The sequence below is a fragment of the Paenibacillus sp. RC67 genome (assembly GCF_030020805.1).
Lineage (GTDB): Bacteria > Bacillota > Bacilli > Paenibacillales > NBRC-103111 > Paenibacillus_S.
The window spans coordinates 4,390,122-4,409,942 of sequence record NZ_CP125098.1 but is presented as its reverse complement, the minus strand read 5'-3'; the positions used below and the strand labels follow the sequence as shown (position 1 = coordinate 4,409,942).

Below are 19,821 nucleotides of genomic sequence, written 5' to 3'. Positions count from 1 at the left end.
CGGAGAGGAGAACTAGGATGAACGACCAAGAAGAATTTGTTTTGTCACCAACAAGACAATGGACAGATATAGAAAAAGAACTTATTTGGAAAAAGCCGCTATCTCATAAGGTCAGTGTAGAAGAAATGCGTATATGCCAAGAAATAAAGCGCAACTGGAATCGCGGGGAAATGAAAATTGCCAATATTCTCTTAGAGGGTGACGCAGGTTCTGGTAAAACACAGCTTGCCAAAGCATTGTCTTCTGATTTTGGTCTGCCCTATACGAAAGTGACCTGTTTTGCCGATATGGATAAATCCGATATTATTGGGGCTATTTTACCGGTTATTTCATCGGAACGAATAGAAAAGATGGAACATTCGGATCAAGTTATTTTAAAGACATTATATGAAAGCGATGGTTTTCAAAGCGCAGCCGAAGTATTGATGAACGTGCTCGGAGTTACGCAGGAACAGGCAGTCTTAAAGATGAAACAATTACTGAAAAGGATTGAACAGAACACCGAGGAAGAAGTGGTTGAGTATCGATTCTACCCTTCTGAAATCGTCAGAGCCTATCAAAAAGGCTATCTTCTGGAAATCCAAGAACCAACCGTGATTCGGGATGCCGCGGTGCTAATGGCACTTAACTCAGCTTTAGAGCTGGATGGCAGCATTAACCTACCTACAGAAATCATACGCAGACACCCAGACTTCATAGCTGTAATCACAACGAACCGCAGTTATGCAGGAACCAGACCGTTAAACGAAGCACTGCGTGACAGAGTTCAGCATACGGAAAAGATGGATCTGCCAACCAAAGAAATCATGGTTGAGCGGGCAATGTCCAAAACCGGTTATAGGGATGCAGCGGTATTGGATGTTTTAGCAGATATTATTATTGTTCTAGACAAGACAGCGAGGGTCAATGCAATAAAAGGTGTGGCGGGTATGCGTTCATTTTTCTATTGGGCGGATGCGGTTGCTGCAGGTGCTTCAGCGAAAGAATCCCTTTATCATAAAGTCATCTACAAGATAACAACCGATTCCGATGAAATCAAACTATTGGAGGAAGCACTGAAAAGCCATGGTTTGTTAGTTGGTCTAGAAAAAGTTGATATTGAATGTAAAAAAAAGAATTTTTGACGAGATAGAGATAAGAACATGGGGAAATATTGACGATTCTGATTTTGAGCATGGCAAGGAAGAGGAACAAGGCATCGCTTTAAGAAAATCTGCGGAAAGTGATGAAAGTACATCCGATGCTTCTGATGCTTCTACTGATATGGAAAGTTCAGATAGGGGGGAGAATGGTACTCCCAAATATCATCAGGCCAATCCTGAATCCATGTCAGAAGAAGCGCAACAAAAAGAGCGGGATTTCCGTAAAAAGCTGAATCGCGACGCAAGGGAGGTTGTGTCCGATTCCATTCATAAAGGGGTTAAGCTCATCGTTCACCGTCCGGAGTACGATAGGGAAGCTCGGGAGGAATATGACAGTCTAAGTAAGGAGCTAATGCCTGTCGTACGGGAGATTGCTAGGAAGACACTTCCGTTATTGGAGCATGAAACATCAGCCGAATTTGCGAGAAATCAATACTATGGCAGCAAATTTCAAGCGGATAGTGTGGCTTATAAGGATTTTAGGTATTTTGCCAAAAAACTTCCTCCAACAGAATCTCCTTCTCTTGTGGTCGGTGTGAGAGTAGATGAGTCAGCTTCCATGGCGGCTTTTGGGAGATTGGAAGCTGCCAAACGTGCGGTGATAGCCGTGTATGAGTTTTGTCAGCTATGTCAAATCCCGATAATGATTTACGGGGATACAGCGGATGCTTCCAAGCTGGAGCAGATGTCGATTTATGCGTATACCGATTGGGAGAAAACCGATTCCAATGATCGATATAGACTTATGGGGATTCGAGCCCGAAGTAATAATCGCGATGGGATGGCACTTAGAATTATGGCAGATCGATTAGCGGCCGCACCCCAACAGACCAAATTATTGATCAGTATAAGTGATGGGCAGCCCAAAGCCATGGATGACTATACCGGAAATTATGCAATCAAAGACATGCAGCAGACCATAACCGAGTATGAACGGAAAGGAATTACTTTTCTTGCAGCCGCCATAGGCCAGGACAAGGAAGTGATTAATCAAATCTATGGGAATGAGAGATATTTGGATATTACCAATCTAATTGAGCTGCCTGCAAAGCTAGTTCGGATTATCTCTCGGTATTTGTGATTGTAGTCATCTAATGGACGCGGAAGGAGAGGAAATCATGGACAAGAACAAGCGTAGGGAGCTTCAAGAGGAATACAAGCAGATTAAGACCTACATGGGTGCAATCCAAATAGTGAATAAGGCAAACGGTAAAATTTATATAGATAGCTATCCCAATCTTAAAAACAAATGGTTGACCCTACAGGCTCAACTGGATATGGGCAGGTTTGCAAATTCCCAGCTTCAAAAGGACTGGAAGGAATATGGGGCTGAGAATTTCACCTATGAGGTTCTAGAGGAGAAGGAAGCTGACGGAGTCACCGACGTTCGCTGGGAGGTCAAGCAATTGGAAAAGCGGTGGCTGGAGAAATTGCAGCCTTATGGAGATAAGGGATATAATAAGCCGACAATGAGATAATTGTTAGACCATGTTAAGTCTGTATTTGCACCAACTCGTATATACCCCGTTGACTGGTTTCTGTGTGGTCAAGAGGCATTCAATAGATTGGAATTAGGAAACCTTTGGCTTTCAAAGCAAAGGTTTTTTCTTTTTATCAGGCTATGCTAAACTCAAAATATTGAAAAGAAAATTATTCCAGGAATCAAGAAGGGGGGCTATGTCTTCGAACAATGAGCTTACTTCAGCATCAAGTCAACAGGTTTCACAGAACGATGTAATGTTGAAGTTTTGAGGTGACCGAAGGGAAGAATGAATAAAATGATTGATAGTGTAACAGAGCTATAGTTTTTCCTGCACATTTGGGAAAAATATATTTTTAAGTGTTATACTAATAAATCCATCGAAAAGAGGTGAAGACCATGACAACTCACAATAAACCCAATAGACTAGCTAAGGAAAAATCACCTTACTTGTTGCAGCATGCTCTCAACCCAGTTGACTGGTTCCCTTGGTCTGAAGAAGCTTTTGACAAAGCAAAACAGGAAAACAAACCTGTCTTCTTATCTATCGGCTATTCCACTTGCCATTGGTGCCACGTCATGGCACACGAATCGTTCGAGGACGACGAAGTAGCCACAATATTAAATGAACATTACATATCGATCAAGGTAGATCGTGAAGAAAGACCCGATGTGGATCATCTGTACATGACCGTATGTCAAGCAATGACAGGGCAGGGCGGATGGCCGCTTACGATTATTATGACTCCGGATAAGAAGCCGTTTTTCGCAGGGACCTATTATCCCAAAAACCGTCGTTACGGACGTCACGGGCTGATGAACATTTTGCCGCAGCTGGCGGGCAAGTGGAAGGAAGATAGGGAGCGGATGGTTGAGACCAGCGATCAAATCGTGACGGATGTGGAACAGCGGATGCTCTCTAACTTGAAGGGTGAGGTTTCGGAGCAGACACTCGACCAAGCCTTTGCTCAGTTCGAGGAAGTCTTCGACCCGTCGTTCGGCGGATTTGGTGATGCTCCTAAGTTTCCAACTTCACATAATTTCTCGTTTTTGCTGCGATATTACCATCGAACCGGCAAGGAGTCTGCTCTGCAAATGGTAGAGAAGACGCTTGATGCGATGCAGCGCGGCGGGATGTACGACCACATCGGCTTTGGGTTTGCCAGATATTCTGTTGATGAGCGCTGGATGGTACCGCATTTTGAGAAAATGTTGTATGATAATGCGCTTCTCGCCTGGACTTATTTGGAAGCATACCAGTTAACTGGGCAAACGAAGTATTCCCACACGGCAGAGGAGATCTTCACTTATGTGCTTCGTGATATGACAGACCCTGAAGGGGGCTTCTATTCAGCGGAGGATGCGGATTCGGAAGGACATGAAGGGAAGTTTTACGTCTGGAAGCCGGAAGAAATATTGCAAGTGTTAGGTGATGAGGAAGGCGAGCTTTATTGCGATTTGTACGATATTACAGAGGAAGGCAATTTTGAAGGTCACAGCATCCCTAACTTAATCCAGCATGATGTGGAGATGTACGCGCGGCTCAAGGGGCTGAAACTTGATGAATTGACTCGAACCATCGAAAGATGCCGCCAAACGTTGTTCAGCTATCGCGAACAGCGTGTCCATCCGGGTAAGGATGACAAAGTGTTAACCTCCTGGAACGGGCTTATGATTATGGCGCTGGCTAAAGGCTATAAGGTACTGGAACGTCCACAATATCTGGAGGCGGCAGCTCGTTCGGCTCGCTTTATCATCTCCAAGATAAGGCGTCCGGATGGAAGGCTACTAGCAAGGTACCGGGATGGAGAAGCGGCGTTCGCTGCCTATTTGGATGACTATGCTTTCATGGTATGGGGACTTATTGAGCTGTATGAGGCGTCTTTTGAGCTGGAGTTTTTGAAGCTGGCTGTTGAGCTGAACGAACAGATGATTGAGTTGTTCTGGGATGAGGAGAATGGAGGATTATTCTTCTATGGAAGCGACAGTGAGCAATTATTCACGCGGAACAAAGAGATTTATGACGGTGCACTTCCTTCCGGGAATGCTGTAGCGGCGATGAACTTCTTGAAGCTGTCCAAGCTGACCTATGACGCAAGGTTGTCGCAGATTGCCGAGAGGCAATTACAAGCCTTTGCAGGCTCTATTGAGCGCTATCCGACAGGTCATTCGATGTTCCTGATAGCTCTGGATTATGCCTATAGCCCTTCAAGCGAAATTGTCATTGCAGGCGATCTTCAATCCAATACTACAACGGAGATGATTGCCGCGGCACGTCAAGGCTTCAGACCCCATACCTTAGTATTCCTGGTTCCAACAGGGGAAGAGGGAGAGAAGGTTCGCGAATTGATTCCTTTAGTTCAAGACAAGCAGGCTATAGGCGGAAGGCCAACGGTGTATGTTTGCGAGAACTTTGCTTGTTATTCACCGACAACGGATATTGAAGAATTCAAGGAAGCGCTGCTTCCTCAATAAGATAGGCCTTCTTGATGGAAATTCATTTTTCGATCAAGGAGGTTTTTTTGTATATAAGGAAGGAGATTTGATTTCTTTAACGAAAGAATAATAGTTGTACTAATAGTATTGAATCGTGAATATCAATTAGGTGCCTTTGTGAAGACAAAGGGTAACAGGGAATCGGGTGCAAATCCCGAGCGGTCCCGCCACTGTATACGGGGAGTTTCTTTCAAAATGCCACTCGGTTTAACGACCGGGGAAGGCGAAAGACGCGTCGATCCGTGAGCCAGGAGACCTACCTAATTTGTATGCACCCAAATCCCTTCGCGGAAAGGAGAGGTGTACGAAGAGTGAATCGACAAAGGTATGAGCTGTTGTCGTTTTTAACTGCGTACCCAACACCTATCCTGCAGGATAGGTTTTTTTTGTTTTACCAAAAATGATATTGGAGGATGTATCGGATGAGTAAGAGAAAATGGGGCAGTTCGTTGCTTCTAGTGTTAGGTTTTACACTGTACTTGCTAGTTAATGATCCGCAATCGGCATATGCCATGCACATTATGGAGGGCTTTCTGCCACTAGGCTGGGCTGTCTTCTGGTGGGTAGTGTTTATTCCGTTTTTTATTCTCGGTTTGCGCGCGTTAATCAAAATTACAAAGGAAACACCCGAACTCAAAATTATGTTGGGCTTGGCAGGAGCTTTCACATTTGTGCTATCCGCTCTTAAAATCCCTTCGGTAACAGGCAGCAGCTCCCATCCGACAGGAACAGGGCTAGGAGCCGTTATGTTCGGCCCATTGCCGATGAGCGTATTAGGTTCTATTGTATTGTTGTTTCAAGCATTGCTGCTCGCACATGGCGGATTAACTACATTGGGTGCTAATGCGTTCTCCATGGCTCTAGCAGGACCCGTCGTAGGTTATTTTGTGTACAGATGGATGATGCAAGCAACAGGTAAGCAAAAGTGGTCTATATTCACCGCAGCAGCGATGGCGGATTTATCTACCTATGTAGTCACTTCGATACAATTGGCACTGGCTTTTCCAGCCGAACAGGGCGGGTTTGCGGCATCTTTTCTCAAATTCGGAGGCATTTTCGCAATCACGCAAATCCCGTTGGCCATCAGTGAAGGTCTTCTCACCGTATTGATTTGGAACTGGCTTCAAGCCTATAGCTCTAATGAATTGTCCCTTATTCAACGCAAAATGAAAGGAGCTCGCGAATCATGAAAACCAGCTCGAAAAATATGTTAATTCTGGCTGCCGTAGTCTTAATGGCTGCGCTGCCTCTTTTATTTGTAAAAGGTGATTTCGGTGGTGCCGACGATGCGGCTGAGGAAATGATCAAAACACTGCATCCATCCTATGAACCATGGTTCTCCTCATTGATTGAACCGCCTCCGGAAACGGAGAGCATGCTGTTTGCTTTGCAGGCTGCCTTGGGTGCCGGGTTTATCGGATATACCATCGGCTTATTTAAAGGAAGAGCAACCAAACGATCCAATGATTAGACAGATCGACGTTATATCTTATAGCAATGAGCTGCGAGCCGTTTCTCCCATGTGGAAGAGCGGTTTCGCTGCTCTATTGATCCTATTGTCCTATATAGCACACCCGGTCGTTCAGCTTGTGTTGTTTGTCTGGATATCGCTTTGGATCGCTGCCTATGCGAAGGTTCCTCTTTCGTTATATTTCATTTTGCTATGCAGTTCTTTGCTGTTATTCGTGACAAGCTTGCCTGCCATTTTGATAGAAATTCATTCACTTGATACAGAGCAGGGCGGCGGCCATGGATGGGTGCTATTTACCTTTTCCCACTGGACGTTGTACTTGAATCCAACAGGATTGCAGCTGGCAGTTAAGCTCGTATGCCGAATCATCGCGTGCTTATCCGCATCGTTATTATTAATTCTGACAACCCCTATGTCGGAGCTGTTTCAGGTTATGAAGAAACTACGTATGCCGTCATTGGTATTAGAAATCATGCTGATTACATACCGATTCCTGTTCCTTCTCTTGGATACAGCACATGACATGTATAGGGCCCAGCGGGCTAGAGGAGGACAGCAAGGGTTTAAAGGCAGGCTGAAAGATACGGCCATATTAATCGTTCGGATGTTTGCCAAAACGATGCAGCGCTATCAAGGCTTGGCGAACGGGATGATATCGAGGGGCTTTACTGAAGATATTCGAATGGCGCCATACCGGGGAGGTCATGTGCCAACACGCTACAAGTGGGAGAGCTGCATCGGAGTTGTATTGCTCCTAATAATAGAATGTTTGCTTAGATGGAGGGAAATGGGATGAAATCGATAATGGAAGCGCAGGCATTGAGCTACAGCTACCCAGGGACGAATTCGCAAGCGCTTCGGAATTTGAACATGAAGATCCCTGAGGGTACCAAAACAGCGATTTGTGGTCATAACGGCTCCGGCAAATCGACCTTTTTTCTTCAAGCCATAGGCATTCATCGTCCAACGGAAGGTCATCTTGCTTGGAAGGGCTCACCTCTCCAGTATGATCGTAATACCTTGAAGCAGCTTAGGCAGCAGGTAGGGCTTGTGTTTCAGGACCCTGAACAGCAGATTATTTTGAACACACCCTTAGAGGATATATCATACGGTATGCGTAATGCCGGTTTCCCTGAGCAAGAGATCAACAGACGAACAGAGCAGATGCTCGCATCCATGGGGATTGAGCATTTGGCTGAGAAGCCGATACATCACTTGAGTTTGGGGCAAAAGAAACGGGTCGCTCTGGCAGGGGTTTTAGTGCTGGAACCGGAACTGCTGCTTCTGGACGAGCCGACCGCTTATTTGGACAGGCGATCCGAGCAGCAGCTGATAGAGGAGCTTGATCGTATTCATCAACAAGGCATTACGGTCGTCATGGCTACTCATGATATGAATTTAGCTTATGCTTGGGCAGATTGGGTACTGGTCATGGATAAGGGACAGTGTGTAAGGGAAGGTACCCCTTATGAAGTATTCAGCCATGAAGAGGAGCTGGAGTTGCTCGGCTTGGAGCAGCCCATTTTGCTGGACATATGGAATGCAATGCCTGAATCCGTGAGGCAGGGGAAGAACGCTCCCCGTGATGTGAGGTCTTTTAAACAGTTTATGGAAGAAAATACTGCCTCTTTATTTAGCCACTCTGCAGGAGCAAAAGTAGAATAAAACGAGAAAAGCCCCAAACGAATGGCGAAGATAAACTATCGCATCGATTGGAGCTTTTTTCGGTATATAACGGTTATTTTTCTTGAATCATCGTTTTCCACAAGTCGGAGGTATCATAGCCTAAGCGCCAAGCGGCAACACCGGCAAGATTGTATTTCTTCGCCAATTCGAGACGAGCTTTGACCGTATCTTCATTTTCCAGCCAGAACACGTAAGTATACCCATCTTGAGTGTACTCAACCCGATACTGCTTGAATGTATCATCCCATGTTTTAGTTGCATTCTTGCTTGCCATAAGAGCAGGCAAATCTTTCATCAACAGCGCCCGATTATTCACGAGGTTGCCTGCGCTATCGATTTGCCACTCACGGACATAGAATGGGATACCGATAATGAGTTTATCACGTGAGATGCCGTAGGAGAGAAACTCTTGAATCCCTTCCTCAACCCACTGGAGACCAGCTACTGAACCGGCTTCTGTACTTCCTTTCCAATACTGGTCATAGGTCATCGTAATGATATAGTCGACAATATTAGCAAGCTTCTCATGGTCAAAAGCAGTTTGCGCATTCCATTTTACGCTGCCGCGTGGAAGGTCGATGGAGATTAGAAGACCTTTTTGGTGAGCGGCATCCGTTAATTTTTGAATAAATGCAGTGTAGGCTGCGCGATCTTTGCCTGACAAGCTCTCAAAATCGATGTTCAGGCCGTTCACGCCAAGCGAAGCTGCTTTAGTAACGAGCGCATTAATGAATTTGGTCTGAGCGCTTGCGTTTGATAAAAATTGCGTAGTGAGCGAAGCATCAAACTGATTGCTTACGAGCGGTTGTACCGCATACCCTTGGCTCTTGAGCCAAGCGACAGTATCCTTGTTCGAAGTATCCGTTAACCCGCCAGAAGCATCCGCCAACGTGAAATAAGTCGGAGAGACGACATCCAGTCCAGATGTAGTATTGACTTGACTTCGTATCGTATCGTTGCTAGAGCTTCCGTTCCAACCCCAAAATTGCAGCTTGCTGAAGTTGTCCCATATTTTGGTTCCGTCATCCAGCAAGCGAATAGATGCATTGCTGTAGCCCATTGCATAATTAAGTGCATTAGTAAGACTCGATGAATCGGAAATCCAGCTATCGCTTTGATAAACCTGATAATAAGGATAATTAGACCAAATGACAGGCTTGGAACCAGAATTGGATGGATCATCGTTAACGATATTCGTATGGGAGAACTGCTGAGCGTAACGAATCGCGTCGTCTACGTTCAGGAATGAGTCCAGATACTGGCTGTATTGATACACCTTATAAGTTTTCACATTGGAAAATACGATTTGATTGCCCTTAGTACTGTTTATAACAGTCGAATTGGACCATTTAAGGGATTCGTTAATAGCATCTTCCAAGTAAGCAAACGACCAGTCGTCATTTGTACTCGTTCCTTGATAGACTTTATAGATTCGGTCACTTGAAGCACGCAGTTCGGTTTTGGACGATGCCGATAGGTTATCCCATACCCACTGATGAGTGGTTAAATCAATGATATGTGCATTTCCCCATTTGCTTGCTTCTGCTTTGGCATCGTTTAGGGTTGCAAATTCCCATGACGACATGGTCGCATCGCCTTGATAAACCTGGTATTTGGGATAGTTATTCCATACCCAGCCATCCGATTGCAAGTCCCGTATACTTGCATGTGTCCAATTGGCCGCTTCACGTTTGGCCTGATCTAACGTAGCGAACTCCCAGGAGGAGCTGCTTTTGCCATTTTGGTATACTTTATAGCGCGGATAGTTGTTCCACAGCCATTTACGGGAAGAAATATCTTCTACGTGGCTGCTGGTAAATTGTTTAGCATAGTTCTCCGCAGACTTATAGTCTGATGTTTCCAATAAAATTCGGTCATCCTGATAGACACGGTACTTGGACGTTTTGTCCGCAGCAGCCATAGCCGATCCGGCGGAAGATAGAAATAATGCCATGACGGATACGATCAGTACGGTCTTGCGTTTCAACATGCATCAGCCTCTTTCTACTAAATCTATCCTATTAAACGCACAACCTACCTAAGAAGTTGCGTTGGTAATTAGTAGAAACATAGATTCGCAGGAAAAAAAGGCTTTTTTACGGCAAAACAGCATACAAAAAACCCCCTTGCGAGCGGCTAAGATACCGTCTGCAAGGGGGGAGTTGTTAGGCGATATCCGCTACGATCTCATCTTCCAATTTGAGATGAATTTGATCGCGGAATACCCGGATGTTCATTTGGGTTAACAAGTATCTTTCGATTGCTTCAAGCATATTAGCAGCGATAATAATTTGACTTCTGCCTTCTGCGAATACTTCCGCCGAAAAGCCGTAATCATCGTCAAACATTAATTCAACTTCAACCTGGTTAGGCTGGATTTGCTTACGCTCACTAAAATGAATGCAAATCGCATTAATAATATCTTGTTCGGATAATCTCATTGTACGGACCTCGACATTTCTTTCAGATTAATATTGTTTAGGCTGATTGTTCAATTTGCGTTTGTCTCGGAAATATTGAACCAGCTTGACCACAATCGCAATCAATGCAAAGATCGCCATGATGTTGATCAGAAGTCCAAGAATATTTCCAAGCATCCCCATGTTGCCGAACAAACCGCCAAACAGCATACCGGCTAGTCCGCCGATGAGCATTCCCTTCATGAAGCCGCCACCGCTGAAAAATCCAGGTTTCTTAGCCGTAGTTGGGTTAGTTGCTCCGTTGGTTGTCTGCTTCGATGGAGCAGGCTCACTCTTGTTCACACCGCTATTCGGTGTTTGAGTCGAATTGCTCGGGCTGAAGCTCTTCTTCGGCGACTTGTACTTAGCAGCGTCCGCAACGCCTACCGCACTGAACGAGAAGGCGACGGCACAAGCCATCATGATGATCGTTAATCGTTTCCACATAGTCTTGACCCTCCAAGTCATATTGTAAAAATATCGTTTCTATAAGTTACTACGAATAATCTGGACAAAGGTTTCAGTTTTTATCCCTTCTTGGTACAATGGAACTATAAAATATTAGGAAAACTATTATTCAACTACAAGAGGCGGTTGTTTATGTCATCATATCCTCAAGCTTATATTGATTATTTAATTTATTTTCATGCGGAACGCGATTATTTTGAATGTCATGAGGTTATGGAAGAATATTGGAAGGAGCATCCTGGAGATCCGCTTGCCTTATGCTACGTCGGGCTAATCCAAATAGCCGTTGCATTGTACCACCAGCGGAGAAACAACTTAAAGGGAGCGCAGAAAATGATGGCCAGCGCCATCAACAATCTGACCAACGACGGGATGTTGGCGCTTGGTCTTGATCCAGTAGTACTCAAAAAATTGCTGCAGGAGCGCCTGAGCCAGATGTCTAATTCCAATACAAACTATGAGGATTTGAATTTGCCATTGACGGATACTGAACTCGTGTCAGAATGCGTTAAGCGTTGTACGGAGAGCAGCTTACATTGGCAATGTCAGAGCGACTTTTCCAATACGTTCGTCATTCATAAGCATAAATTGCGGGACCGGAGCTCTGTCATTGCCGAGCGGGAGCAAAGCCGAATGACTAAAGCGCAGCAGCGAGGTAGAACGTCATGACCAATCTTACAAAGCTTGGCAAAGTGGTCGTTGTGGACGATGAGCCGAATATTGTTGAAGTGATCCGGCTTTATCTGGAGCATGCCGGATATGAGCCTTTTATAGTGTATAGAGGCAATGAAGTGATGCAGATGATTCGGGAGCAGGCTCCAGATATTATATTACTGGATGTCATGCTGCCGGATAAGTCAGGCTTCGAGCTGTGCAGTGATATTCGCAACGACCCTGGACCGCTATCCAGAACTCCAATCATATTTTTAACGGCCAAGGGAGAATCGATTGATAAGCTGAGAGCCTTTAATTTGGGGGTGGACGACTATATTGTTAAGCCGTTCGATCCGAATGAGCTTATTGCACGAATCAAGGCTGTCCTGCGCAGAACGCAAGCACAGAACGCTTCCAATATAGCCGCCTCCATGAAAAATATGAAAACAATGCTGCGTATCGGAACTTTAATGGTCGATCCAGAGCAGTATAAAGTAACCATCGGGGGAGAGCGAGTAGATCTGACGCCCAAAGAGATTGAGCTGCTGCATTTTTTGGCATCCAATCCAGGAAGAGTTTACTCTAGAGAAGATTTGCTTGGCTATGTATGGAACTTTGATTTCAGCGGCGGTACACGTACGGTCGATGCTCACGTCAAAAATTTGCGTAAGAAGCTCGGCACTAATCCGGAATGGGCCATTCAAACGTTATGGGGCATAGGATACTCTTTCGAGGTATCCCGTCATGGTTAAGCGATGGTATCGCAGCTTCTATATTAAAATCTTTTTGTCGTTTTTAGCGACCTGTATTTTATTTTTTATTGGTCTGGCGCTGTTCTGGAACAGTTATTTTACGGATCTGTTATATAAGGATAAGAAAGATTTGCTTTCCTCCCGGATGACGGAGGTCACCAAGCTGCTGCCTTCAGTTGCAGACGGGACGATCTCGACTCGCGAGCTGCGTTTCGGCATAAGGATTATTTCTCGAAGCATCAACGGTCAGGTGTGGCTGATAGACGCCAAAGGGAATATATTGAACGGCTCCTCGGAACGGGAAGGAAGTGTCATTCCCAATGCGATGGACAGTTTGTTTATCGAGGGATTGAAGGGGCAAACGGGCTTTGTTGCAGGACAGTATAAGTTCGAGCATCGGCCGCGCGAAGGTATATTGACGTATTATGCGCCGGCGCAAATGAATGGACAGCCCATCGTCATTTTTTTGAACGTACCGATTCTGGAGGTTAGTGAGGCCTTGGCTGCAGTCCGATGGAATATTATCGTGCCGCTAGTGTTCTCCTTGATTGCCGTTGCGATCATACTGTTCATATTATCTCGTAAGCTTGCAGGGCCTTTACAGCAAATGAACCGTGCTGCGCTTGAGGTAGCGGGAGGCGATTTCTCTACTCGGGTTCCTGTTACTTCAGGTGATGAAGTCGGTGAGCTTGCCAAAAGCTTTAATTTCATGGTCGATCAGCTGGTACAATGGGAAGATGCGCGTCAGGATTTTCTGGCTAACGTGTCTCACGAGCTCAGATCTCCTCTGACGACTTTACGCGGTTTCATTATTGCGATGAATGATAAGGTCATACCGGAGGATAAGTACGATCATTATCTAAAAATATGCGACAACGAGGTGCAGCGTCTGCAGCGGCTTGTGAACGATCTGCTGGATTTGGCGCGTATTCAAAACGGCAGCGATGTGTTCCAGACGAGACCTATCTCGCTCAATGAAGTGATTGGACACGTTCTTATGTTAATGAGAACCCCTATTCAGGATAAACAACTGGTGCTGCAGGAGCTGCTGCCTGACAAGGATCAGCCAGTCATTGTCGAATTGGATGCGGATCGATTCATTCAGATCATGCAAAACTTGATCTACAATGCCATTCAATTTACGCCGCCGGGCGGGATCATCATAGTGGAATTAGTTGAGGAAGACGATCAGGCCGTCGTTTGGGTAAGGGACACTGGAATCGGAATGGAGCAAGAGCAGCTTCACCGCATCTGGGATCGATTTTATAAAGTAGAGCATTCACGAACTTCAGCATCAGGAGGGACGGGGCTCGGTCTTACGATTGTTAGACATCTAGTCAGCGGAATGAAAGGTACCATAGGCGTAACCAGTAGACTGGGAGCAGGTACCGATTTCAAATTGACGTTCCCTTTGAGTGATGAGAATGGATGATTTTTTACATAATTTTCACAAATCTCTCATAATTTCATCAAAGTTAGAAAGTATCCTGTCTCTATACGAATGAGATGGGATTTTTTTCTTGGATTAATCCACTCGTTCGAACAGGATTCTTCATGTCCTTGATAGGGGGTGGCTTATGTTCACTCGTTTCGCTCAGGTAGGGGTTTGGATTTGCATAGCAGCCGTTATACTGACTGGTTGTATAAGGAAAGAAGCGGTCAAGCCGTCTTCGCAATCCGCCTCGTTATTGAAGCAAGAAGAAGTTCAGAGCGATATGGAACGGGAAATGGTCATTTTATTCCAAAGTCTAATTCAGATGGATAAGCAAGATCATCTGGTCATAAATAAGAAACAAGCTGAGGAGCTGCTGCCCGCAGTTAAGCACAATACGAGCGAAGGCGGACTAACTCTGGCCGATCAGCAAATTATTGTGAGCATTCTGACGGTTGATCAAAGACTATTTGTCATTAATTATCAAAAAAGCATGCATGAGCATATACAGAAGGAAATTAAAGAACGGGACAAGCTGGACCGAGAGGAAAGGGAACGTATGGTTCGTGAATTTCAGCTTCGTCGACAAGAACAAGAGCAATATCAAGATCAGCACCAAGATCCGTCACAGCAAGGTAACCGGAATGATGATTCAAGCTCAGAATTGACCTACAGTTCCCCACTCAAAAAGTCTAACAACGTAGAACAAAGATTGATCCATTTATTGGAAAATAGAACGCAAGAATGAAGAAAGGTTGAAATAAAGCGAGAACGAAAGAGCTTTCATGACTATTTCTTCTTGAAAATAACGCTGAAAAGCGATAAAGTTATTCTCACAGGACAATCTAAATAGACCGTTACTGTAATTCGGATAAATAAAGAGGTGTGGATGTTCGATGAGTAAATTACTACAGGATATTCTTGAGTACAATCGGGTATTTGTGGAGGAAAAGAAATACGAACCTTACCTGACGTCCAAATTTCCAGATAAGAAGTTTGTTATTTTAACTTGCATGGATACTCGATTAATTGAGCTTCTGCCAGCAAGTATGAACATCAAGAACGGTGATGTGAAAATGATCAAAGCCGCGGGTGGCGTCGTATCGACTCCATTCGGAGGGATTATGCGAAGCTTGATCGTTGCTATTTATGAGCTGGGCGCTGATGAAGTGTTCGTTATCGGTCATTACGATTGCGGTATGAGTCACTTGAATCCGGAAGCTACCAAGCAGAAGTTCATTGAGCGGGGAATTAAAGAGGAAACCATTAAGACCCTGGAATATTCCGGTCTTCATCTCGAAAGATGGTTAAGAGGGTTTGACGATGTAGCGGAAAGTGTCAAAAACAGCGTTAATACGATTAAACATCATCCGCTTGTGCCAGATATTCCTGTTCACGGTTTAATTATTGATCCGGCAACAGGCAAACTGGATGTCGTATCCGCAGAATAACTGTATAGGCAGTGCACGACCAGCTTCGATGCATGAAGTAAGCGTCGAAGAATCTGGTCGCGCCGTCCTGTCTGTTTATTGTTGGGCTCTCTTATCTATCAAACGCATGTTGGCGTTATAGATTTGACCGCTGCTTTTCAGAACATAGCCGCCGTTTTCACGGTAATCCAGAGTCATTCGATCTTCGAAATACACCTCATGTTTTTTCTCATACAGAACTTCGTACGGTGTACCCTCAGCATGCAGGTCACGCTCTCCAGCTTGTTGCATAATCCATAAAGTCGGAACACCGCTCACAGCGCATCCGCAGCCTTCCGAATCAAAAACCAGCTTAAGCTTTTCTTGACCTTTCATTTGGTGTTTCTTAATTTGCTCCACAGCTTGTTCTGTGAATGTAATTTGCATGGTTTGTCCTCTCCTTTTCCGACATGTTAAGTTTACCATAGAACCCTTCGAACCTCTAGAATGCGAGTCAGTTGCTTCTCTTTTCCAGACGAAGTATGATTTAGTTAATCGCTTTGAAAGGGGTGCTGTCCAATGGTCGCACAAGGATTTGAACAGAAGCTGGCAGAGTTCAAGGAATATTTGAAGAAAATGAAAAGCTACGAGGAAGCCATCGGTCTCTTGTATTGGGATATGAGGACGGGCGCGCCTAAGAAAGGGATAGGGACACGCTCTGAGGTAGTAGGAATGCTGTCCGGGGAATATTTCGCACTTTCCGTATCCGAGCAAATGGGAGAGATGCTGGAGTATTTCAACGAACCGAATACATATGGCAAGCTGAACCGAACTGACCAAATTATTGTAAATGAATGCAAGAAGGAATATGACCGCAGCAAAAAAATACCGCAAAAATTGCATCAAGAATACGTTGTGCTTACTTCACAAGCGGAATCAGTGTGGGAAGAGGCTAAAGAGGCATCCGACTATAAGATGTTCCAGCCTTATTTGGAGAAGATCGTAGCGACCAACCTTGAATTTATTAAGCTATGGGGCTATGAAGGACATAAATACAATACATTGCTGGACATGTACGAGCCTGGGATGACCGTTGCTAAGCTGGATGAAGTATTTGGAGCCCTTCGTGAGAAAGTAGTGCCTCTCTTGGCTGCGATACAGCAGTCCTCGAACAAGCCTGCTACCGGTTTTCTAAGACAAATGTTTGAGAAAGAGAAACAGAAGAAGTTCAGTCTGTTCATCCTTGATCAAATGGGCTATGACTTTGAAGCAGGACGTTTGGATGAGACGGTACATCCTTTCGCTACGGGCTTGAACCCTGGAGACGTCAGAATTACCACACGCTATTTGCTGGATGACGTGAATAGTGCTCTATTCGGTACAATTCATGAAGGCGGACATGCATTATATGAACAAAACATTTCTGCGGAACTAATAGGTACGCCTCTGTGTACCGGTACGTCCATGGGGATTCATGAATCGCAGTCGCGTTTTTGGGAAAATATGATCGGTCGCAGCCGTCCGTTCTGGAAACGCTATTACGGTGATTTGCAAAACAATTACGCCGGGCAGTTTGATAACGTATCTGTCGAGGATTTTTATCGGGCAACGAATGAAGTGAAGCCGTCCTTGATTCGTATCGAAGCGGATGAGCTGACTTATAATCTTCACATCATGATTCGCTATGAAATTGAGAAGGCATTGTTCAGTGAAAGTGTTAGTGTCGCTGATCTGCCTGAGCTGTGGAACGAGAAGTACAAAGAGTACCTTGGCGTGGCACCAGCCAATGATGGTGAAGGAGTACTTCAGGATGTTCATTGGGCAGGGGGCTCCTTCGGTTATTTCCCATCCTATGCGCTCGGCAATATGTATGGCGCTCAAATTATGAGAACGCTTCGTAAGGAGTTGCCTGATATGGATCAACTGATCGAGAGCGGCAAGCTTATCCCAATCAAGGAATGGTTAACGGATAAGATATACAAGTACGGCAAAGAGCTTACCCCGAATGAAATTATACTGCAAGTGACCGGTGAAGAGCTGAATCCTGATTATTTGGTGGATTACTTGACCGAGAAATACAAAGATATTTACAAACTGTAATACATCCATATAAAGGGAGAATTTCCGAATTCCAAGAGAAGCCCGAAGAGACTTAAGATGTTTGGTCTCTTACGAGCTTCTTTTTGCATAAAATTGTGATAATGATTTTCAAACTCATTGACAATTGATAACGATTCTCATAGAATGAAAAAGAGCTATTTTTCCTTATTAAATTACTAGAGAGACAGAAGAGGATCTTAATGAAAGCTTTATTTCAGACCACGAAGGCCAAATCGGCAGGACTTATCTTTTTTATTCTTTTATGTGCTGTCTCATGCGCATGCAGCATTATGTTTGGAGTCAATAATTATTCTTGGAAAACGGTAGTAGAAGCTTATACGGCGTTCAACGGGACGAATGAGCATCTTATTATTCAAACGGCAAGGGTGCCACGTGCACTGATTGCTATTGCAGTAGGTGCCAGTCTGGCGGTTGCAGGTTCTTACATGCAGGCGCTGACACGTAATCCGCTCGCATCGCCAAGTATTTTCGGGGTTAATTCGGGGGCTGCGTTTTTCATCGTGCTGCTGGTAGGGTTCGGACCCTCGGCATCCATGATGACACTAACTTGGGTTGCTTTTTTAGGTGCTGCGGTAAGTGCGGGTATCGTATATTTGATGGGGTCCCTTGGGAGAGACGGTTTGACGCCAGTGAAGGTCACTTTGGCGGGCTCGGCCGTTACGGCATTTTTCTCCTCCTTAACGCAAGGGGTATTGCTTACAAATGGTAAAGCATTCGATCAAGTATTGATTTGGCTTGTCGGTTCGGTTGCGGGAAGAGAGCTGCGTATGTTGGGCGCTGTTACTCCTTATATCGTTATAGCTCTTATAGGAGCACTGATTTTAGCCCGTCATATTAATATTTTGGCCATGGGCGACGATGTAGCCAAAGGTCTAGGTCAAAGAACAGCTTACATAAAACTCGCGGCTGCGGTCATCATTGTTATTTTGGCAGGAGGCTCGGTTGCCGTAGCAGGCCCTGTCGTATTTGTAGGCATTATCATCCCTCATATAGCCCGTTATCTGGTAGGAAACGATTATCGCTGGATCGTGCCTTATTGCGCAGTACTTGGTGCGATACTGATTCTTGTTGCCGACTTGGGCTCTAGATTTATTGCGATGCCGAAGGAAGTACCTGTAGGGGTTGTCACTGCATTGCTCGGCGTTCCTTTCTTCGTGTATATTGCACGCAAAGGAGGGAGATCGTAGAATGAGCAAATATTTGACAGTTCGAGGGAAAAAATCAGCGTTCTCTTTTCTGGTAAGTAAAAGGATGCTGTGGGTCATTCTAGGGTTGGTTATCGCCAATGCGATTGTATTCATCATCGGAACAGGTGTTGGCTCTGTTAAAGTTACTCCTATTGAGGTAATTAAGGTGCTGTTGGGTGTTGGTGCGGATACGCAAACCGTTATCGTGCATTCGCTTCGGCTGCCGCGGATGATTATCGCTGTTTTAGTTGGTGCGTCGCTAGCAGTCTCCGGTGCGATACTTCAAGGGCTGATCCGTAATCCATTGGCGTCACCGGACATTGTAGGGATCACAGGAGGCGCTTCGCTTGGCGCCGTATGCTTCTTTTTCTTTTTGGGAAGCACAATGAGCATTCAATGGCTGCCGTTATTTGCGATTATCGGCGCTTTCGTATCTACGTTTCTCATTTACATCCTGGCTTGGAAAAAGGGTGTTTCACCCTTGCGCATGGTTATGATCGGGATTGGGATGTCGTCGGCATACAGCTCGATTTCGTATATGCTGATGATTTCCGGACCTGTTATTTTGGCTAATAAATCGATGACCTTTTTGACAGGAAGCATCTATGGTGTTTCCTGGGAGAAAGATGTGTGGGTCATGCTTCCATGGGTCATTATTCTTCTCCCGATCGCGTTGCTAATGGCGAGAGAGGTAAACGTGCAGGAGCTAGGTCAAGATATTGCAGCAGGGGTCGGCAGTGCGGTTCAAGCCAAACGGGCGCTGCTCATATTGCTCAGTGTTGCTTTAGCAGGTGCCGCTGTTGCCATAGGTGGAGCCATTGGTTTTATCGGGTTAATGGCGCCGCATATCGCGCGCAAGATGGTGGGGCCGGCATTTGGAGGCGTATTACCGGTGTCCGCTTTAATTGGTTCTTTGATTTTACTTGTAGCCGATTTGGCGGCAAGAACATTGTTCTCACCGCTAGATATTCCAGCAGGAGTGTTTACGGCGGTAATAGGCGCACCATTCTTCGTATACTTGCTGTACAAAAACCGCCATTCATGATGACGATTGAAGGAGATGA

20 protein-coding genes and 1 riboswitch are annotated in these 19,821 nt (G+C 45.1%); of the genes, 16 read left to right on the top strand and 4 right to left on the bottom strand.

What is annotated here, in order from left to right:
* Positions 1–17: 17 nt before the first annotated feature.
* From QMA13_RS20045 to QMA13_RS20010, 8 genes are all read left to right on the top strand, one after another.
* Positions 18–1,124 (top strand): AAA family ATPase, encoded by a 1,107-nt coding sequence (locus QMA13_RS20045; protein WP_282935521.1) that lies wholly within the window; start codon positions 18–20, stop codon positions 1,122–1,124.
* On the top strand, positions 1,093–2,223 hold the full coding sequence (locus tag QMA13_RS20040) for a vWA domain-containing protein (RefSeq protein ID WP_282935520.1): 1,131 nt from the start codon (positions 1,093–1,095) through the stop codon (positions 2,221–2,223). Before QMA13_RS20045 ends, QMA13_RS20040 begins: the two co-directional genes overlap by 32 nt.
* Before the next feature lie 37 nt (positions 2,224–2,260).
* The gene (locus tag QMA13_RS20035; RefSeq protein ID WP_282935519.1) at positions 2,261–2,620 is read left to right on the top strand and encodes a GIY-YIG nuclease family protein; all 360 of its coding nucleotides are present in this window, start codon (positions 2,261–2,263) and stop codon (positions 2,618–2,620) included.
* 401 nt (positions 2,621–3,021) lie between these two features.
* Complete coding sequence (locus QMA13_RS20030) at positions 3,022–5,097, top strand: thioredoxin domain-containing protein (RefSeq protein ID WP_282935518.1); 2,076 nt, start codon at positions 3,022–3,024, stop codon at positions 5,095–5,097.
* Positions 5,098–5,208: 111 nt separating this feature from the next.
* Positions 5,209–5,396, top strand: a riboswitch (cobalamin riboswitch).
* Positions 5,397–5,540: 144 nt separating this feature from the next.
* Positions 5,541–6,308, top strand: a complete 768-nt coding sequence (locus QMA13_RS20025) for an energy-coupling factor ABC transporter permease (RefSeq protein ID WP_282935517.1) — start codon at positions 5,541–5,543, stop codon at positions 6,306–6,308.
* Positions 6,305–6,589 carry an energy-coupling factor ABC transporter substrate-binding protein gene (locus QMA13_RS20020; protein WP_282935516.1) on the top strand — a complete coding sequence of 95 codons (285 nt, stop codon included), beginning with the start codon at positions 6,305–6,307 and terminating at the stop codon, positions 6,587–6,589. Before QMA13_RS20025 ends, QMA13_RS20020 begins: the two co-directional genes overlap by 4 nt.
* Complete coding sequence (cbiQ, locus tag QMA13_RS20015; protein WP_282935515.1) at positions 6,522–7,385, top strand: cobalt ECF transporter T component CbiQ; 864 nt, start codon at positions 6,522–6,524, stop codon at positions 7,383–7,385. The genes QMA13_RS20020 and cbiQ overlap by 68 nt, the downstream gene beginning before the upstream one ends.
* Complete coding sequence (locus QMA13_RS20010) at positions 7,382–8,254, top strand: energy-coupling factor ABC transporter ATP-binding protein (RefSeq protein ID WP_282935514.1); 873 nt, start codon at positions 7,382–7,384, stop codon at positions 8,252–8,254. Before cbiQ ends, QMA13_RS20010 begins: the two co-directional genes overlap by 4 nt.
* 73 nt (positions 8,255–8,327) lie before the next feature.
* Here the strand turns inward: QMA13_RS20010 and QMA13_RS20005 are convergent, their stop codons facing one another.
* The 3 genes from QMA13_RS20005 to QMA13_RS19995 all read right to left on the bottom strand — a co-directional run bounded on the left by QMA13_RS20005 (position 8,328) and on the right by QMA13_RS19995 (position 11,181).
* Positions 8,328–10,265, bottom strand: coding sequence for a glycosyl hydrolase family 18 protein (locus QMA13_RS20005; RefSeq protein WP_282935513.1), 1,938 nt, complete (start codon positions 10,263–10,265; stop codon positions 8,328–8,330).
* Positions 10,266–10,440: 175 nt separating this feature from the next.
* On the bottom strand, positions 10,441–10,716 hold the full coding sequence (locus tag QMA13_RS20000) for a YxcD family protein (protein WP_282935512.1): 276 nt from the start codon (positions 10,714–10,716) through the stop codon (positions 10,441–10,443).
* 27 nt (positions 10,717–10,743) lie between these two features.
* A complete protein-coding gene (locus QMA13_RS19995; RefSeq protein WP_282935511.1) occupies positions 10,744–11,181 on the bottom strand; it encodes a hypothetical protein in 438 nt (145 codons plus the stop codon).
* A 153-nt stretch (positions 11,182–11,334) separates the two neighbouring features.
* Between QMA13_RS19995 and QMA13_RS19990 the strand changes: the two genes are divergently transcribed.
* The 5 genes from QMA13_RS19990 (at position 11,335) to QMA13_RS19970 (ending at position 15,491) form a co-directional block, all read left to right on the top strand.
* A complete protein-coding gene (locus QMA13_RS19990) occupies positions 11,335–11,871 on the top strand; it encodes a DUF309 domain-containing protein (protein ID WP_282935510.1) in 537 nt (178 codons plus the stop codon).
* On the top strand, positions 11,868–12,608 hold the full coding sequence (locus tag QMA13_RS19985; RefSeq protein ID WP_282935509.1) for a response regulator transcription factor: 741 nt from the start codon (positions 11,868–11,870) through the stop codon (positions 12,606–12,608). Before QMA13_RS19990 ends, QMA13_RS19985 begins: the two co-directional genes overlap by 4 nt.
* Positions 12,601–14,040, top strand: a complete 1,440-nt coding sequence (locus tag QMA13_RS19980; RefSeq protein WP_282935508.1) for a sensor histidine kinase — start codon at positions 12,601–12,603, stop codon at positions 14,038–14,040. The genes QMA13_RS19985 and QMA13_RS19980 overlap by 8 nt, the downstream gene beginning before the upstream one ends.
* A 145-nt stretch (positions 14,041–14,185) precedes the next feature.
* The gene (locus QMA13_RS19975; RefSeq protein ID WP_282935507.1) at positions 14,186–14,788 is read left to right on the top strand and encodes a hypothetical protein; all 603 of its coding nucleotides are present in this window, start codon (positions 14,186–14,188) and stop codon (positions 14,786–14,788) included.
* A gap of 148 nt (positions 14,789–14,936) precedes the next feature.
* Positions 14,937–15,491 (top strand): beta-class carbonic anhydrase, encoded by a 555-nt coding sequence (locus tag QMA13_RS19970; RefSeq protein WP_282935506.1) that lies wholly within the window; start codon positions 14,937–14,939, stop codon positions 15,489–15,491.
* A 75-nt stretch (positions 15,492–15,566) separates the two neighbouring features.
* Here the strand turns inward: QMA13_RS19970 and QMA13_RS19965 are convergent, their stop codons facing one another.
* Positions 15,567–15,896: an iron-sulfur cluster biosynthesis family protein gene (locus QMA13_RS19965; protein ID WP_282935505.1), complete on the bottom strand. Its 330-nt coding sequence runs from the start codon at positions 15,894–15,896 to the stop codon at positions 15,567–15,569.
* 132 nt (positions 15,897–16,028) lie between these two features.
* Here QMA13_RS19965 and QMA13_RS19960 point away from each other — a divergent pair, with 132 nt between their 5' ends.
* From QMA13_RS19960 to QMA13_RS19950, 3 genes are all read left to right on the top strand, one after another.
* The gene (locus tag QMA13_RS19960; RefSeq protein WP_282935504.1) at positions 16,029–17,549 is read left to right on the top strand and encodes a carboxypeptidase M32; all 1,521 of its coding nucleotides are present in this window, start codon (positions 16,029–16,031) and stop codon (positions 17,547–17,549) included.
* A 200-nt stretch (positions 17,550–17,749) separates the two neighbouring features.
* Positions 17,750–18,757: a FecCD family ABC transporter permease gene (locus QMA13_RS19955; RefSeq protein WP_282935503.1), complete on the top strand. Its 1,008-nt coding sequence runs from the start codon at positions 17,750–17,752 to the stop codon at positions 18,755–18,757.
* 1 nt (position 18,758) lies between these two features.
* Positions 18,759–19,802, top strand: coding sequence for a FecCD family ABC transporter permease (locus QMA13_RS19950; protein ID WP_282935502.1), 1,044 nt, complete (start codon positions 18,759–18,761; stop codon positions 19,800–19,802).
* The last annotated feature ends 19 nt before the right edge of the window (positions 19,803–19,821 follow it).

Bases quoted from the DNA above. Each gene is read 5' to 3' on its own strand.
- QMA13_RS20045 (WP_282935521.1), top strand. From the start codon at position 18: ATGAACGACCAAGAAGAATTTGTTTTGTCACCAACAAGACAATGGACA.
- QMA13_RS20035 (WP_282935519.1), top strand. From the start codon at position 2,261: ATGGACAAGAACAAGCGTAGGGAGCTTCAAGAGGAATACAAGCAGATT.
- QMA13_RS20030 (WP_282935518.1), top strand. From the start codon at position 3,022: ATGACAACTCACAATAAACCCAATAGACTAGCTAAGGAAAAATCACCT.
- QMA13_RS20025 (WP_282935517.1), top strand. From the start codon at position 5,541: ATGAGTAAGAGAAAATGGGGCAGTTCGTTGCTTCTAGTGTTAGGTTTT.
- QMA13_RS20020 (WP_282935516.1), top strand. From the start codon at position 6,305: ATGAAAACCAGCTCGAAAAATATGTTAATTCTGGCTGCCGTAGTCTTA.
- QMA13_RS20010 (WP_282935514.1), top strand. From the start codon at position 7,382: ATGAAATCGATAATGGAAGCGCAGGCATTGAGCTACAGCTACCCAGGG.
- QMA13_RS20005 (WP_282935513.1), bottom strand. From the start codon at position 10,265: ATGTTGAAACGCAAGACCGTACTGATCGTATCCGTCATGGCATTATTT.
- QMA13_RS20000 (WP_282935512.1), bottom strand. From the start codon at position 10,716: ATGAGATTATCCGAACAAGATATTATTAATGCGATTTGCATTCATTTT.
- QMA13_RS19995 (WP_282935511.1), bottom strand. From the start codon at position 11,181: ATGTGGAAACGATTAACGATCATCATGATGGCTTGTGCCGTCGCCTTC.
- QMA13_RS19990 (WP_282935510.1), top strand. From the start codon at position 11,335: ATGTCATCATATCCTCAAGCTTATATTGATTATTTAATTTATTTTCAT.
- QMA13_RS19985 (WP_282935509.1), top strand. From the start codon at position 11,868: ATGACCAATCTTACAAAGCTTGGCAAAGTGGTCGTTGTGGACGATGAG.
- QMA13_RS19980 (WP_282935508.1), top strand. From the start codon at position 12,601: ATGGTTAAGCGATGGTATCGCAGCTTCTATATTAAAATCTTTTTGTCG.
- QMA13_RS19975 (WP_282935507.1), top strand. From the start codon at position 14,186: ATGTTCACTCGTTTCGCTCAGGTAGGGGTTTGGATTTGCATAGCAGCC.
- QMA13_RS19970 (WP_282935506.1), top strand. From the start codon at position 14,937: ATGAGTAAATTACTACAGGATATTCTTGAGTACAATCGGGTATTTGTG.
- QMA13_RS19965 (WP_282935505.1), bottom strand. From the start codon at position 15,896: ATGCAAATTACATTCACAGAACAAGCTGTGGAGCAAATTAAGAAACAC.
- QMA13_RS19960 (WP_282935504.1), top strand. From the start codon at position 16,029: ATGGTCGCACAAGGATTTGAACAGAAGCTGGCAGAGTTCAAGGAATAT.
- QMA13_RS19955 (WP_282935503.1), top strand. From the start codon at position 17,750: ATGAAAGCTTTATTTCAGACCACGAAGGCCAAATCGGCAGGACTTATC.
- QMA13_RS19950 (WP_282935502.1), top strand. From the start codon at position 18,759: ATGAGCAAATATTTGACAGTTCGAGGGAAAAAATCAGCGTTCTCTTTT.